General features: G+C 71.9%; 11 protein-coding genes and 1 pseudogene. 9 read left to right on the plus strand and 3 right to left on the minus strand.

Annotated elements, in window-relative coordinates; genetic code table 11:
• Positions 1-89 precede the first annotated feature (89 nt).
• A complete protein-coding gene (locus ACIPXC_RS31540; RefSeq protein WP_401624899.1) occupies positions 90-899 on the minus strand; it encodes a GNAT family N-acetyltransferase in 810 nt (269 codons plus the stop codon).
• 61 nt (positions 900-960) lie between these two features.
• Between ACIPXC_RS31540 and ACIPXC_RS31545 the strand changes: the two genes are divergently transcribed.
• From ACIPXC_RS31545 to ACIPXC_RS31560, 4 genes and pseudogenes are all read left to right on the plus strand, one after another.
• Positions 961-1,398: a signal peptidase I gene (locus ACIPXC_RS31545; protein ID WP_401624876.1), complete on the plus strand. Its 438-nt coding sequence runs from the start codon at positions 961-963 to the stop codon at positions 1,396-1,398.
• A 196-nt stretch (positions 1,399-1,594) separates the two neighbouring features.
• Positions 1,595-3,844, plus strand: a complete 2,250-nt coding sequence (locus tag ACIPXC_RS31550) for an MMPL family transporter (RefSeq protein ID WP_401624879.1) — start codon at positions 1,595-1,597, stop codon at positions 3,842-3,844.
• A gap of 39 nt (positions 3,845-3,883) precedes the next feature.
• Positions 3,884-4,438: a GNAT family N-acetyltransferase gene (locus ACIPXC_RS31555; RefSeq protein WP_401624882.1), complete on the plus strand. Its 555-nt coding sequence runs from the start codon at positions 3,884-3,886 to the stop codon at positions 4,436-4,438.
• 250 nt (positions 4,439-4,688) lie between these two features.
• Positions 4,689-4,958, plus strand: a pseudogene (locus ACIPXC_RS31560) (hypothetical protein); the annotation flags it as partial.
• A 5-nt stretch (positions 4,959-4,963) separates the two neighbouring features.
• On the opposite strand, the gene ACIPXC_RS31565 reads toward ACIPXC_RS31560, so the two are convergent.
• Both ACIPXC_RS31565 and ACIPXC_RS31570 read right to left on the minus strand, forming a co-directional pair.
• Positions 4,964-6,199 (minus strand): PQQ-dependent sugar dehydrogenase, encoded by a 1,236-nt coding sequence (locus tag ACIPXC_RS31565; RefSeq protein ID WP_401624884.1) that lies wholly within the window; start codon positions 6,197-6,199, stop codon positions 4,964-4,966.
• A gap of 108 nt (positions 6,200-6,307) precedes the next feature.
• On the minus strand, positions 6,308-7,315 hold the full coding sequence (locus ACIPXC_RS31570; RefSeq protein WP_401624887.1) for an aldo/keto reductase: 1,008 nt from the start codon (positions 7,313-7,315) through the stop codon (positions 6,308-6,310).
• Between the two features lie 72 nt (positions 7,316-7,387).
• On the opposite strand from ACIPXC_RS31570, the gene ACIPXC_RS31575 reads away from it, so the two are divergent.
• From ACIPXC_RS31575 to ilvC, 5 genes are all read left to right on the plus strand, one after another.
• Complete coding sequence (locus tag ACIPXC_RS31575; RefSeq protein WP_401624890.1) at positions 7,388-8,335, plus strand: 2-hydroxyacid dehydrogenase; 948 nt, start codon at positions 7,388-7,390, stop codon at positions 8,333-8,335.
• Positions 8,336-8,633: 298 nt separating this feature from the next.
• Positions 8,634-11,519, plus strand: coding sequence for a putative bifunctional diguanylate cyclase/phosphodiesterase (locus tag ACIPXC_RS31580; RefSeq protein ID WP_401624893.1), 2,886 nt, complete (start codon positions 8,634-8,636; stop codon positions 11,517-11,519).
• Positions 11,520-11,723: 204 nt separating this feature from the next.
• Positions 11,724-13,610 carry an acetolactate synthase large subunit gene (locus ACIPXC_RS31585; RefSeq protein WP_401624895.1) on the plus strand — a complete coding sequence of 629 codons (1,887 nt, stop codon included), beginning with the start codon at positions 11,724-11,726 and terminating at the stop codon, positions 13,608-13,610.
• A 31-nt stretch (positions 13,611-13,641) separates the two neighbouring features.
• The gene (gene ilvN, locus ACIPXC_RS31590; RefSeq protein ID WP_030027475.1) at positions 13,642-14,166 is read left to right on the plus strand and encodes an acetolactate synthase small subunit; all 525 of its coding nucleotides are present in this window, start codon (positions 13,642-13,644) and stop codon (positions 14,164-14,166) included.
• Between the two features lie 157 nt (positions 14,167-14,323).
• Complete coding sequence (gene ilvC / locus ACIPXC_RS31595) at positions 14,324-15,325, plus strand: ketol-acid reductoisomerase (protein WP_030664757.1); 1,002 nt, start codon at positions 14,324-14,326, stop codon at positions 15,323-15,325.
• Positions 15,326-15,421: the final 96 nt, after the last annotated feature.

Raw genomic sequence — 15,421 nt, forward strand, 5'->3', positions numbered from 1 at the left:
CCGGCCCTGCGGAGCCGGCCCTGCGGAGCGGCCCGCACGGCCTCAGCCCGCACGTGGCCTCAGTCCGCACGGCCTCAGCCCGCACGCCCTCAGTCCGAGTCCGGGCCGGGCCGCGTCCAGATGTACGGCACCGTCACGCCCATCACCCCGAAGCCCAGCCGCTCCAGGACCGGACGGCTGTCCTCCGAGGCGTCCACCTGGAGGTAGGGGATCCCGAGCTTTGCCGCCAGGCGCGCACGGTGAGCGACGAGAAGGCGGTAGATGCCCCTGCCCCGCCACTGCGGGACCGTGCCGCCGCCCCACAGGCCGGCGAAGGCCGCCCCCGGCCGCATCTCCATCCGCGCGGCGCTCACCGGGACGTCACCCGCCATCGCGACCGCCGCCGCGATGGTCTCCGGTTCCTCGCGCAGCCTGCTCAGCAGCGCCTCCCGGATCCGGGGCCGCTCCGTGCCGAAGGCCCTCGCGTGGACCTCCATCATCAGGTCCACCCCGGCCTCGTCCGTCACCACCCGCAGGGTGATCCCCTCCGGCGGCTCCACCGGCAGCTGCGCGAGTTCGGCCACCAGCCCCACCATCAGTGTCTCGGGCGGCTCCGGTACGAAGCCCGCGGCCCGCAGCCGGTCCCCGAGGTCCGCCGGCCGGTCGTGCCCGTACAGCTTCCACTCGAAGTCCGCACAGCCGCGCCCCGCGAAGAAGGCCACCTGCGCGGCGATCTGCGCGTCCGCCGTCCCGGCGCCGAGGTCCGACCAGAGCACGCCGTTCCAGCCGGGACCGGGCACGCTCTGCCGGACGACCGGGCCCACCCGTTCCAGGAGGGCGTCGCCGCCGTCCGCCTGCGCACCCTCACGCACCTCGGCATCGAACCGGGCTCGCACCTTCAGCAGTTCATCACGATCCATCGTCATCCGCCGAGCTCACCAGCGTCCGGCGGGCCCGCACAACTGCATTAGCCTCACCAGCGTGAACGACGACCTCACCATCTACACCGGCAAGGCCGCCCCCGACGCCGCCGCCGACCGCGGCTGGCTCCTCGGCCACTTCAAGGACCCGGCCGATCCCCGTCACAGCGAGGACGTGGAGATCAAGTGGGGTGTCCACCCCAAGGGCGAGGAACGCGAGCGCTGGGCGACCGCGGAGCAGCGCACCGCGCTGCTGGTCCTGATCAGCGGACGCTTCCGGCTGGAGTTCCCCGGGCGGACCGTCGTCCTCGCCGAGCAGGGCGACTACGTGCTCTGGGGGCGCGGCGTCGACCACTCCTGGTACGCGGAGGAGGACGCGGTCGTCCTCACCGTCCGCTGGCCCTCGATCCCCGGCTACCGGGTCGACGAGCCGGGGGACCGGGCGGCCGCCCTCTTCCCGGCGGCCTCCGGCGGGACCGGGACCCCGGCCGGCACCTGAGTTCCCGCACCCCTCGCGGTCCTGCTGTGATGATGCACACGAAAAGGGCCAACGATCACGAAACGCTGAGATCGTGGGGGTTGCAGACCATCTGGGCCGAACCGCGGGGCGACCCCCCGGGCCTTCACGAGTTCACGCGTTCTTTGCGACGGGCTGTCTCCCGGTAAAGATCCGAACCCACCAGGGAGCACGTCCGTTGGCAGTCCTCGCACGGTGGTGCATGCGCCACCGTCTCCTCGCCGTCCTGCTCTGGCTGCTCGCCCTCGGCGGGACCGCGGCGGCCGCAGTGACCGCCGGAGCGGCGTTCTCCAACAACTACGAGGTCCCCGGCACCGAGTCCGGGAAGGCGAACGACCTCCTGCGCGAAGGCTTCCACGGCCGGGGCGGCGACACCGACACCATCGTGTGGCGGGCCCCGGACCATCACAGCGTCCGCACCCCGGACATCGAGCAGCGCATGACCCGGGCCCTCGACGCCGTCGCCGCACTGCCCGGTGTCGGATCAGTCGCCGGACCGTACGGTCCCGGCCCCGAGAGCGCCGCGCGCATCAGTCCCGACGGGCGCACCGCCTACGCCGTCGTGACCTTCGACCAGCCGGCCGACTCCGTACCCAAGGCCCAGGCCAGGGCCGTCGTCGACACCGCGAAGAACCCCACCACCGAGGCCGGCGGACTCCAGGTCGAACTGGGCGGCCGCGCCATCCAGCTCACCGAGGCCCCCACCGCGCACCTCGCCGAGGTCATAGGCGTGGCCGTCGCGGCCCTCGTCCTCTTCCTCGCCTTCGGCTCCCTCGCCGCGAGCCTGCTGCCCCTCGCGACCGCCCTCGTCAGCGTCGGCACGGCCTATTTCGGCATCACCCTGCTCGGGCACGCGATGCCGGTCGCCGACTTCGCCCCCATGCTCGGCACCCTCATCGGCCTCGGCGTCGGCATCGACTACGCGCTGTTCATCGTGACCCGGCACCGCAAGGGCCTCATGCGCGGCCTCCCCGTGGAGGAGGCCGCCGCCGGGGCCGTCGCCACCACCGGCCGGGCCGTCGTCTTCGCGGGCCTCACCGTGTGCATCGCGCTGCTCGGCATGCTGGTGCTGCGGCTGAACTTCCTCAACGGCGTCGCGATAGCCGCGTGCGTGACCGTCGTCCTGACCGTCGCCGCCTCGGTGACCCTGCTGCCGGCCCTGCTGTCCTGCATCGGGATGCGCGCCCTCTCCGGCCGCGAACGCCGCAGGCTGGCCGCCGAGGGACCGCAGCCCGAGCGGACCTCCGGCTTCGCCGCCCGCTGGTCCGCCTTCGTCGAGCGCCACCCCAAACTGCTCGGCGCCGTCGCCACCGCCGTCATGGTGGTGCTGGCCCTGCCCACCCTCTCCCTCCACCTGGGCACCTCCGACCAGGGCAACAACCCCGCCGGCTCCACCACCCGGCAGGCCTACGACCTGCTCGCCGACGGCTTCGGGCCCGGCGCGAACGGCCCGCTCGCCGTCGTCGCCCGCCTGGACGGCGCCGGAGACCGGCTCGCCGTGGAGCGGCTGGAGCAGGCCCTCCGGACGACGCCGGGCGTCGCCTCCACCGGCCCCGCCGTCCTCAACCGCAGCGGCGACACGGCCGTCCTGACCGTCGTACCGGACTCCACCCCCCAGTCCCGGGCCACGAGCGACCTCGTCGACACGCTCCGGCAGGACGTCATCCCGCGCGCCGGCCAGGGCAACTCCCTGGAGGTCCACGTCGGCGGTGTGACAGCCGCGTACGACGACTTCGCCGAGGTCATCATCGGGAAGCTGCCGCTCTTCGTGGGCGTGGTCATCGCCCTCGGCTGCGTCCTGCTGCTGCTGGCCTTCCGCTCCATCGGCATCCCGCTGAAGGCGGCGGCCATGAACGTCGCCGCCGTCGCCTCCTCCTTCGGCGTCGTGGTCGCGATCTTCCAGTGGGGCTGGGGCAGCGAACGGCTGGGCCTGGGCAGCGCCGGCCCCATCGAGCCCTTCCTGCCCGTGATCATGGTGTCCGTCCTCTTCGGACTGTCGATGGACTACCAGGTCTTCCTCGTCAGCCGGATGTACGAGGAGTGGCGGGAGACCGGCGACAACAGGCGCGCCGTGCGCGTCGGCCTCGCCGAGACCAGCCGGGTCATCAACTCGGCCGCCGTCATCATGATCTCCGTCTTCCTCGCCTTCGTGCTCAGTGGCGACCGGATCATCGCGATGTTCGGCATCGCACTCGCCGCGGCCGTGGCCCTCGACGCCTTCGTGCTGCGTACCCTCCTCGTCCCGGCCCTGATGCACATGCTCGGCGGCGCCAACTGGTGGCTGCCGGCCTGGCTCGACCGGCGGCTCCCCCGGATCAGCATCGAGCCACCCGAGCGCCGTCCGCATGCGAAACTTCCGGCACAGCGGTCCGACACCGTCCCCACCACGAGCGAGGACGAGGCCGAGCCCGCCACAGCCTCCCGGTGATCCGGCGAACCGCCGCACGAGACCCAAGGAAGAAGCCGCATGTTCTCGATAGACCTCGCCGAAGGCGCCCAGCTGTTCCCGCTGGAGGCCCGGCACGCGGAGGAGTTCTTCGCGCACATCGAACGCGGCCGCGAGTACATCGGCCAGTACGTCGGCTTCCCCGACCGGTCCCCGGACGTCGACTCCGCCAGGGCCTTCCTGGCCAAGTACGCCGTGAAGGCCGGTGAGGACGGCGCCCGTTTCTTCGGCATCCGCCTCGACGGCACCCTCGTGGGCGGCGTCCTCTTCCCCAACTTCGACGCCGACGGCGGGAACTGCGAGATCGGCTGCTGGCTGGAGCCCGCCGCGGCCGGCCGCGGCCTGGTCACCAAGGCCTGCCGGGTCCTGATCGACTACGCCTTCGGCGAGCGCGGCATGCACCGCGTCGAATGGCACGCCGCCACCGGCAACAAGAAGAGCCTCGCCGTCGCCGAACGCCTCGGCATGACCCGCGAAGGCGTCATGCGGGAGAACTACCTCCACCGGGGCGTCCGCCAGGACACCGAGGTCTGGTCGATCCTCTCCCACGAGTGGGCCGCCACCCGCTCCTCCTGAGGCACGCCGACCGGGTCCCGCCGGCCGCGGGGCCCGATACGGCCACGACCACCGGACTCTCGGAGAACTCTCAGACACGGCCCCTACGGTGCCCCGCATGGACACCACGAAGACCCCCGCCCCGAACGCCGCCGAGGCGGACACCACCCCGGTCGGCCTCGAGAAGACCGAGACCGCCCGGGAAGCCGCGACCGAGGCCGGGGCCGAGGCCGAACTCGACGCCGCGACCGGAACCGGCACCGGTTCCGCCCTCGCCACCCCCGAAGGCGACGGCTACCGCTTCCGGCACTCGCTGGTCCGTGAGGCCGTCGGCGACGACCTGCTGCCCGGCGAACGCGCCCGCGTCAACCGCCGCTACGCCGAGGCGGTGGAGGCCGACGCCCACCTGATCCGCGCCCAGGAGCGGGTCATCCGGCCGGCCAGCCACTGGTACCACGCGAACGACCCCGCCAAGGCGCTGCCCGCCGTACTGGCCGCCTCCGTCGCCGCCCGCCGCCGCCATGCCTACTCCGAGCAGCTGAACCGTCACCGCACCGTCAGTGTCAGGATCCTGTCGTCGCCCGCCTCCGGCGACCCGCGCCCGTCCGTTTCGCTCGTGACCAGCAGCAGCCGCTCACCCCCGAGAGCGATCACCGACCGCAGCCGGCCGTACTTGTCCGTCAGGAAGGCCTCGGGCTCGGCCACCGGCGCCGTCCCGGACAGCGGGATCCGCCACAGCCGCGCGCCCCTCAGCCCGGCCATCCATATCGACCCCTCCGCCCAGGCGATGCCGCTCGGCGAGGCCTCGTCCGTCTTCCACACCGCCACCGGATCCCGCATGCCCGGTCTGCCGGCCTTCCCCTCGGCCTCGGGCCAGCCGTAGTTCGCACCGGGCTCGATCAGATTCAGCTCGTCCCAGGTGTTCTGGCCGAACTCGGCCGCCCACAGCCGTTTGTCCTTGTCCCAGGCGAGGCCCTGCACATTGCGGTGCCCGTGGGAATAGACGACCGAATCCGCCTCCGGATTGCCGTGCACCGGATCCCCGTCCGGAGTCATCCGCAGGATCTTGCCGCCGAGCGACTTCAGGTCCTGCGCGAGACCGGTGACGCCGGTCTCACCCGTCCCCGCATACAGCATCCCGTCGGGGCCGAAGGCGATCCGTCCGCCGTTGTGGATCAGCCCCTTGGGGATCCCCCGGAACACGGTGTCCGGCGCGCCCAGTTGCTGCCCGGGAGGTCTCTGCTCGTCATAGCGCAGCCGCGCTATCCGGTTGTCGGAAGCAGTCGTGAAGTAGACGTACACCAGACGGTCCGAGGCGAAGTCCGGCGACAGCGCGAGGCCCAGCAGTCCGCCCTCGCCGCCCGGATCCACGCCCGGCACCTCGCCGATCCGCGTCACCGTGCCCGACCCCGCGGCGACCCGGCTGATCGTCCCCTCGTCCCGGGAGGCGACCAGCAGGTCACCCCCCGGCAGAGGGGCCACGCCCCAGGGCGACTCCAGCCCCTTGGCGACCTCACCGGTGACCGTCACCGCCCCCTTCGCGGGCGGCCCGGACGCCGACGGCGAGGCGCCGCCGCTCCCGGAGGGGCCCGGTGACCCCGCCGCCGCCGATGCCGCTCCCGGTGGGGAACCGCCCCGCCCGGCGTCGGGGGCGCCCTCCGGGGAGCACCCCGTCACGAGCAGCGCACCGCACCCGGCCAGTGCGACCGCCGCCAGCACGCTCCGGCGCCGTCCGCCCGCCCCCTCGTACCCCACCTGCCCGGGAGAACTTCCGTATCGCATCGCCCTGCTCCCTTCCGGTCCTCCGATCCTGCCCTTCACCCGTCTCAACAGCCGGGGCAGTTCCCGAAGTTCCACCGCTCGTACACCCGATCGAGTGGGTTTGGGCGGTCAGTCCCAGGCTCCCACGTCGACCGGAAGGTCCGCGATCTCGGCCAGCTCCGCGGCCGTGAGCCGCAGCCGCGCCGCCCGCGCGTTCTCCACCGCCCAGTGCGCACGGTCCGCGCCGGGCACCGGCACCACCTGCGGCCCCTGCGCCAGCACCCAGGCCAGCGCCACCTGCGCGACGGTGACCTCGGGCCCGTGCCGCAGCGCCACCCGCCGCAGCCCCGCCACCAGCACCTGGTTCGAGGCCATCGCCTCCGCAGTGAACCGCGGGTGCCGGGCCCGGACGTCCTCCGGCTCGAAGCCCTCGCCCGGCCTGAGGGTCCCGGTCAGGAACCCGCTGCCCAGCGGCATCGCCGCCAGGAACCCCACCCCGCGCGCCGCACACCACGGCAGCAGCTGCCGCGCCGCGTCCGGCGACCACACCGACAGCTCCGCCTGCACCGCGCTCACCGGGAAGACCTGCTGCATCCGCTCCAGGTGCCGCAGCGTCGTCCGGTACCCGCGGTCACCGCGCCGCCCCGCCCCCGGCCCGGCCCCGGCCCCCAGCGCGCAGAAGCCGAGCGCCCGCACCTTCCCGGCGCCCACCAGCTCCGCCATGGCCCCCCAGGTCTCCTCCACCGGGACCTCCGGATCCACCCGGTGCAGCTGGTAGAGGTCTATGACGTCGGTCCGCAGCCTCCGCAGCGAGGCGTCGCAGGCCCGCCGCAGGTAGCCGGGCCGCCCGTCCGCCACCACGTGCTGGTCGCCCGCCCGCAGCCCGACCTTGGCCGACACGAACGCGTCGGACCGCCGCTCCCGCAGCACCCGCCCCAGCAGCAGCTCGTTGGTGAACGGCCCGTACACATCGGCCGTGTCCAGCAGGTTCGACCCCAGGTCCAGCGCCGCGTGCACGGCGGCCAGCGACTCGTGCCCCCGTCGACGCGAAGGCGTGTACGCCCAGCTCATCGGCATACAGCCGAGGCCGACGGCGCCCACGCTCAGCGCCCCCGCCCCGATCGACCTGCGCTCCACCCCTGCGTCCCCCTCCGCTCCGGCAACCAAACTAACGGCTTGATCAAGACGGCTTGGCATAGCCTCGTGATCATGACTTCAACGCCCCTGGACGTCTGGCTCCCCTTCGCCGCCGAAGAGGTCGCCGGCCTCCCCGACTCCTTCCGGTACCGCCAGTGGGACGGCGAGGACGCCTTCCCGGCCGATCCGGCCGACTGCGTCTTCTACGTGGCCCCTTACATGAAGTCCGCCGAGGTCACCGTGCGCCCGCTCGCCGCGATGCCGGCCGTCCGGGTCGTCCAGACCCTGACGGCCGGCATCGACGACGTGCTGGGCCGCCTCGGAGACCTGCGTCCCGGCGTACGGCTGTGCAACGCCGCAGGGGTCCACACGGCCAGCACCGCCGAGCTGGCCCTCGCGCTGACCCTCGCCTCCCTGCGGGGCGTCCCCGGCATGGTCCGCGGGCAGGACCGCGAGGAATGGCGCTCCGGCTTCTACGACGCCCTCGCCGACAAGTCAGTTCTGATCATCGGCTACGGATCCATCGGCTCGGCAGTCGAGGACCGGCTCGTGCCGTTCGAGTGCGCACGGATCGAACGGGTGGCCCGCTCGGCGCGGACCACCGCACGGGGGCCGGTGCACGCCATCGCCGACCTGCCCCGGCTCCTGCCGCAGGCCGACGTGGTGATCCTCGTGACGCCCCTGACCGACGCCACCCGGGGGCTCGTGGGCGCCGGGTTCCTCGCCCGGATGAAGGACGGGGCCCTGCTCGTGAACGTCTCGCGCGGCCCCGTCGTCGACACCGGGTCCCTGCTGGCGGAGGTGGAGTCGGGCCGGCTGCGCGCGGCGCTCGACGTCACCGACCCGGAACCGCTGCCCGCCGGCCACCCGCTCTGGCACGCCCCGAACGTCCTGATCACGCCTCATGTCGGCGGCAGCAGCTCGGCGTTCGAACCGCGGGCCAAGCGCCTGCTGGCGCGTCAGCTCACCCGCTTCGCCGCCGGAGAGTCTGTGGAGCACACCGTGCTGATCACCGAATGACAGCCACGGAAGGACACCCGTGACGTGTACGCTCCGCAGTCGTCCGAATGCAAGCGGTCGCCACAACTCCCCGTCTGGTGACGGAGCGTAGAGCAACTATGTCCCTGAGTGACGAAAGTGGTGTATCGTCCGGAAGAAGGGGCTGCGCCGGGAACGTCTGGCGCTGGGGAGTGATCGGACACTTTGGGGGGCGACGGGCGATGCACGGCCAATGGACGAAGGATCCGATGCGGCACAGCCGCAGAAGGCGACGCTGCCGGGACTGGGCCGCGCCGGAACCAGCCGGCGAGGGGGACCGGTGAGCACCCCGCAGGCGCTCCTGGACCGGCCGTCCGTGTCGGGTGGGGGCAGGTGCCTCGCGATGCAGGTGATCCTCGCGGTCGTCAGCGGCGGGTACGCCGTCGGCGCCGCCCTCAACTGGGGTTCCGAGGAAGTCGCCGAAATCATGGGCGACTTCGGACTCAGCGCGGCCGGACTGCTGGCCGCCGTCTCCTGCTACACCTACTCACGGACGATCGACAGCCGGGAACGCCCCGCCTGGCTGCTCTTCGCGTTCTCCTCCCTCATGGGCGCCTGCGGCAACGCCGTCTGGGGCTGGTACGAAGTGGTCCTCGGCCAGGACGTGCCGAAGCCCTCGCTCGCCGACTTCGCCTTCCTCTGCTTCGCCCCGCCCGCCATCGTGGGCCTGCTCGTCCTCGCCAAGCGCCCGGTCACCCGCGCCGGCTGGGTCTGCCTCGGACTCGACTCCTGGCTCATCGGCGGCTCCCTGCTCACGCTGTCCTGGAGCCTCGCCCTGGCCCACGCCGCGCGCACCGCGCAGTCCGGTGCCCCGGGCAGCGTCCCGCGCGCCGCGCTGTCCCTCGCCTACCCCCTGCTGGACATCGCGCTCGTCTCGATGGTCCTCGTCCTGCACTTCCGTCGGAGCGAGACCAACCGCTCCGCCGTGAACACCGCCATCGCGGCGCTGGCCCTGACCGTCCTCAGCGACGCCCTGTTCACCTCGCCCCTGCTGAGCGCCGAGTACCAGTCCGGACAGCTCCTCGACGCCGGCTGGTTCGCCGGCTCGCTCCTGCTCGCATACGCGCCCTGGGGTGCCCGACGCATCCACCAGGGCCCGGCGCCGGCCGGCCCTCCGCGCAGGGACCGCCCGCACAGCCGCCCGATCACCGGGTCGCTGCCCGCCCTCACGCCCTATCTCGCGGCCGCCGTGTGCACCCTCGGCATCCTCTACAACGTCGTGGACGGCCGGAAGGTCGACCGGATGGTCGTCTTCACCGGCTGCACGGTCGTGCTCGCCCTCGTCATCCGGCAGGGCATCATGCTCCTCGACAACATCGCGCTGACCCAGGAGCTGGCCCAGAAGGAGAACCACTTCCGCTCCCTCGTCCAGGGCTCCAGCGACGTGATCATGATCGCCGCGCCCACCGGGACCCTGCGCTACGTCAGCCCGGCCGCCGCCGGTGTCTACGGCCGCGAGGCCGAGGAACTGGTCGGTACCGAACTGGCCACCCTGATCCACCCCGACGACCTCGGCAGGGTGGTCCACGAGGTACGCCGCTTCCTCGCCGCACCGCCCGCCGAGGAACCCACCACCCGCATCGAATGCCGCTTCAAGTCGGGCGGCGGCGAGTGGCTGAACGTGGAGTCCACCGTCAACCGACACCAGGGCGGACTCATCCTCAACAGCCGGGACGTCACCGAGCGCGTCCGGCTCCAGGCACAGCTCCAGCACAGCGCCGAGCACGACCCCCTGACCGACCTGCCCAACCGGGCCCTCTTCACCCGGCGCGTGCGCCAGGCGCTGACGGGCCGCCGCGCCGGCGACCACAGCACCGCCGTCCTCTTCATCGACCTCGACGGCTTCAAAGCGGTCAACGACACCATCGGCCACCAGGCCGGCGACGAACTGCTCGTGGAGGCCGCCCGCAGGCTCCAGGACTCGGTCCGGGCCGGGGACACCGCCGCCCGGCTCGGCGGCGACGAGTTCGCCGCGCTGATCCTCGGCGACGGCAGCCGCGACCGCAGCGCCCGTGAGTACCAGGCCCGCGAGATCGCCGACCGGCTGCGCACCAGGCTCTCCCAGCCGTACCGGATCGGAGGCAACGAGGTACGGGTGGCCGCCAGCATCGGCGTGGCCTTCGCCGACCCCGGAGTCACCCCTTCGGACCTGATGCGCAACGCGGACCTCGCGATGTACCGGGCCAAGGCCGGAGGCAAGGACCGGGTCGAGGTGTACGCCCCCCAGATGCAGGCCGAGGTGGTGCGCAAGGCCGAGCTCGCGGGCCGGCTGCGCACCGCACTGCACGAGGGCGAGTTCGCCCTGCTCCACCAGCCCGTGGTCTCGCTGGCCACCGGCGAGATCGCGTCCGTCGCCGCGCAGGCGCGGTGGCGGTCGGCCCAGGGGATCCTCTTCACCCCGGCGGAGTTCCTGCGGGTGGCCGAGTACAGCGAGGGCGCGGCGAGCGGCGCGGCCGGCTCCGGCCCGGACGCCTCGCGCGCCGCCGAGCTGGGGCGCTGGCTGCTGGAGGAGGCCGTCGAGCAGGCCGCCGACCGGCACCGGGCCGGACACGACGTGCCGGTGGCCGTGCGGATGACCGCCCAGCGGCTCCTGGACAGCGCCATGCCGCTCGGCTCCGTGGAGGCCCTCCTGACCCGGCACGGCCTGCCCTCCGGGGCCCTGGTGCTGGAGCTCGCGGTGTCCGACCCCAGGGTCCCCTTCGACGACCTCGAACGCCGCCTCGCCGCCCTGCACCGGCTCGGGGTGGGGATCGCCCTGGACGGCTTCGGTAGCGGTTACGCCGCCATCAGCGCCCTGCGCCGGCTCCCCGTGGACATGCTCAAGCTCGACCGGGGCCTGGTCGAAGGGGTGGTCGAGTCGGCCCGCCTGCACAAGATCACAGCCGGCCTCTTGCGCATCGCAAACGACCTCGGCATGCGGTCGGTGGCCGATGGTGTGGACCTGCCGGAGCAGGTGGCCGCGCTGCGTGCCATGGGGTGCACGCACGGCCAGGGGATGGCCTTTTCCGGCCCCCTCGACGAGTACAGGCTGCGGCGCGCGCTGGTGCGCGGTACGTTCCCAGTACCGGGCGGAGCGGCCCAGCCCGCACTGGCGGGCGGCTCCTCCGGGGGCTCCATGGTCATCCGCAGAGGCTCACATAATGAGACGCCCGTCCCACCTACTTGACATCACCCTCCCGCCAGAGGGAGGGTCAGTGCCATGCGCACCCGAATTCTCGTACTTGGAAAGCGCGTCGGCTGAAGCTGGGACCTGCATGTCCCCGCTCAACACACCCGACGCGCTCCCCTCGCTTGCCTCCTGGCACGAGGGGTTTTTTGTTGCACTGGCACAGAGTCGAATCCGCGTAAAACCCTCAGCTTCGAGAAGAGAATGCCGATGACCGAGCAGGCCACCGGGGCCCACCATCCGCAGCCGCGGCCCCGTTCCGGCGGACAGCAGTCCGCCGCAGTTGAGCACGTCACGGGTGCGCAGTCCCTCATCCGCTCTCTCGAAGAGGTGGGGTGCGACACCGTCTTCGGGATCCCGGGAGGCGCCATCCTCCCCGCGTACGACCCGATGATGGACTCCAAGAAGGTCCGTCACATCCTGGTCCGCCACGAGCAGGGGGCGGGCCACGCCGCCACCGGCTACGCCCAGGCCACCGGCAAGGTCGGCGTCTGCATGGCCACGTCCGGCCCGGGCGCCACCAACCTGGTCACCCCGATCGCCGACGCGCACATGGACTCCGTCCCGCTCGTCGCGATCACCGGCCAGGTCTCCTCCAAGGCGATCGGCACCGACGCCTTCCAGGAGGCGGACATCGTCGGCATCACCATGCCGATCACGAAGCACAACTTCCTGGTCACCAAGGCCGAGGACATCCCGAAGACGATCGCCGAGGCGTTCCACATCGCCGCCACCGGCCGTCCCGGCCCGGTCCTCGTCGACATCGCCAAGGACGCCCTGCAGGCGAAGACCACCTTCGCGTGGCCGCCCTCCCAGGACCTCCCCGGCTACCGGCCGGTCACCAAGCCGCACGCCAAGCAGATCCGCGAGGCCGCCAAGCTCATCTGCCAGGCCAAGCGCCCGGTGCTGTACGTCGGCGGCGGCGTCATGAAGTCCGGCGCCACCGCGGAGCTGAAGGTCCTCGCCGAGCTGACCGGCGTCCCGGTCTGCACCACCCTGATGGCGCTGGGCTCCTTCCCCGACAGCCACCCGCTGCACGTCGGCATGCCCGGCATGCACGGCAGCGTCACCGGTGTCACCGCGCTGCAGAAGTCGGACCTGCTGATCGCGCTCGGCACCCGCTTCGACGACCGCGTCACCGGCAAGCTGGACAGCTTCGCCCCCTTCGCCAAGATCATCCACGCGGACATCGACCCGGCCGAGATCGGCAAGAACCGCGCCGTCGACGTCCCGATCGTCGGTGACGCCCGCGAGGTCATCGCCGACCTGATCCATGCGGTCCAGGCCGAGCACACCGAGGGGAGCGCCGGCGACTACACCGCCTGGTGGAACGACCTCAACCGCTGGCGCGAGACCTACCCGCTGGGCTACGACCTGCCCGAGGACGGCAGCCTCTCGCCGCAGCAGGTCATCGAGCGGATCGGCGCGCTCGCGCCGAAGGGCACGGTCTTCGCGGCCGGCGTCGGCCAGCACCAGATGTGGGCCTCGCACTTCGTCAAGTACGAGGAGCCCCGCACCTGGCTGAACTCCGGCGGCGCCGGAACCATGGGCTACGCGGTCCCGGCCGCGATGGGTGCCAAGGTCGGCATGCCCGAGCGCACCGTCTGGGCGATCGACGGCGACGGCTGCTTCCAGATGACCAATCAGGAACTGGTCACCTGCGCCCTGAACAACATCCCGATCAAGGTCGCGATCATCAACAACGGCGCACTGGGCATGGTCCGCCAGTGGCAGACGCTGTTCTACAACCAGCGGTACTCCAACACCGTCCTGCACGCCGACGAGACCGGTCACGACACGGTCGGCTCCCAGCTCGGCGAGTCCATCGCGCCCCGCAAGGGCACGCGCGTCCCGGACTTCGTCAAGCTGTCCGAGGCCATGGGCTGCGTGGCGCTGCGCTGTGAGGACCCGGCCGACCTGGACAAGGTCATCGCCGAGGCCAACGCCATCAACGACCGTACCGTCGTCATCGACTTCATCGTCCACGAGGACGCCATGGTGTGGCCGATGGTCGCCGCCGGCACCTCCAACGACGAGGTCATGGCAGCCCGGGGCGTCCGTCCCGACTTCGGCGACAACGAAGACGACTGAGCCGAGAGAGCCGAGAGAGAGAACGCCTCACATGTCCAAGCACACGCTCTCCGTCCTGGTCGAGAACACGCCCGGCATCCTCGCCCGGATCGCCGCCCTGTTCTCCCGCCGCGGGTTCAACATCGACTCCCTCGCGGTCGGCGTCACCGAGCACCCCGACATCTCCCGCATCACCATCGTCGTCAACGTCGAGGATCTCCCGCTGGAGCAGGTGACCAAGCAGCTGAACAAGCTGGTCAACGTGCTCAAGATCGTCGAGCTGGAGCCGCACAATGCCATCGAGCGCGAACTCGTCCTGGTGAAGGTCCGCGCCGACAACGAGACCCGTTCGCAGATCGTCGAGATCGTCCAGCTGTTCCGCGCCAAGACGGTCGACGTCTCCCCGGAGGCCGTCACCATCGAGGCGACCGGCGGCTCCGACAAGCTCGGCGCCATGCTCAAGATGCTGGAGCCCTTCGGCATCAAGGAACTCGTGCAGTCCGGCACGATCGCCATAGGGCGTGGCGGACGGTCCATCACGGACCGCAGCCTGCGCGCACTCGACCGCAGCGCCTGACCCGTCCCGGCGCGGCGGCCGAGGCCCGGCGCCCGCGCCACGACGCCCGCCCGAGCCGCGGCAGACGCGCTCGGCCCGCATAGCGAGACCGACAAACTCAGATTCCGTTCCCCGCCGTACGGTGGGAGCAACACCAGCGCACCAAGGAGATATCCCAGTGGCCGAGCTGTTCTACGAGAACGACGCCGACCTGTCCATCATCCAGGGCCGCAAGGTCGCGGTCATCGGCTACGGCAGCCAGGGCCACGCCCACGCGCTGTCGCTGCGTGACTCCGGCGTCGACGTCGTCGTCGGCCTGAAGGAGGGCTCGAAGTCCAAGGCGAAGGCCGAGGAGCAGGGCCTGAAGGTCGTCCCCGTGGCCGAGGCCGCCGAGTGGGCGAACGTCATCATGATCCTCACCCCGGACCCGCTGCAGGCCGAGATCTACGAGGAGTCCATCAAGGACCACCTCAAGGAGGGCGACGCGCTCTTCTTCGGCCACGGCTTCAACGTCCGCTACGGCTTCATCAAGCCCCCCACCAACGTGGACGTCGCCCTGGTCGCCCCGAAGGGCCCCGGCCACCTGGTCCGCCGCCAGTACGAGGAGGGCCGCGGCGTTCCGTGCATCGCTGCCGTCGAGCAGGACGCCACCGGCAAGGCCTTCGACCTGGCGCTCTCCTACGCGGCCGGCATCGGCGGCACCCGCGCCGGCGTCATCAAGACCACCTTCACCGAAGAGACCGAGACCGACCTGTTCGGTGAGCAGGCCGTCCTCTGCGGTGGCGCGTCCGCGCTGGTCAAGGCCGGTTTCGAGACCCTGACCGAGGCCGGCTACCAGCCGGAGATCGCCTACTTCGAGTGCCTGCACGAGCTGAAGCTCATCGTCGACCTCATGTACGAGGGCGGCCTGGAGAAGATGCGCTGGTCGGTCTCCGAGACCGCCGAGTGGGGCGACTACATCACCGGCCCGCGCGTCATCACCGACGCCACCAAGGCCGAGATGAAGAAGGTCCTGGAGGAGATCCAGAGCGGCAAGTTCGCCGAGGAGTGGATGGCCGAGTACAAGGCCGGTCTGCCGAAGTACAACGAGTACAAGAAGGCCGACTCGGAGCACCTGCTGGAGACCACCGGCAAGAAGCTGCGCAAGCTGATGAGCTGGGTCGACAACGACGAGAGCTGATCTCGGGGCGGGGGGGGGGGGGGGCCCCCCGCCCCCCCCCCCCCCCCCCCCCCCGGGCGGGGGGGCCCCCCCCCCCCCCGGGGCGGGGGCGCCGGC

This window comes from Streptomyces sp. NPDC090021 (assembly GCF_044748225.1).
Classification (GTDB): Bacteria; Actinomycetota; Actinomycetes; order Streptomycetales; family Streptomycetaceae; genus Streptomyces.

Coding starts and splice junctions, on each gene's coding strand:
- ACIPXC_RS31565 (WP_401624884.1), bottom strand. CDS start 6,199: ATGCGATACGGAAGTTCTCCCGGGCAGGTGGGGTACGAGGGGGCGGGC.
- ACIPXC_RS31540 (WP_401624899.1), bottom strand. CDS start 899: ATGGATCGTGATGAACTGCTGAAGGTGCGAGCCCGGTTCGATGCCGAG.
- ACIPXC_RS31585 (WP_401624895.1), top strand. CDS start 11,724: ATGCCGATGACCGAGCAGGCCACCGGGGCCCACCATCCGCAGCCGCGG.
- ACIPXC_RS31555 (WP_401624882.1), top strand. CDS start 3,884: ATGTTCTCGATAGACCTCGCCGAAGGCGCCCAGCTGTTCCCGCTGGAG.
- ACIPXC_RS31575 (WP_401624890.1), top strand. CDS start 7,388: ATGACTTCAACGCCCCTGGACGTCTGGCTCCCCTTCGCCGCCGAAGAG.
- ilvN (WP_030027475.1), top strand. CDS start 13,642: ATGTCCAAGCACACGCTCTCCGTCCTGGTCGAGAACACGCCCGGCATC.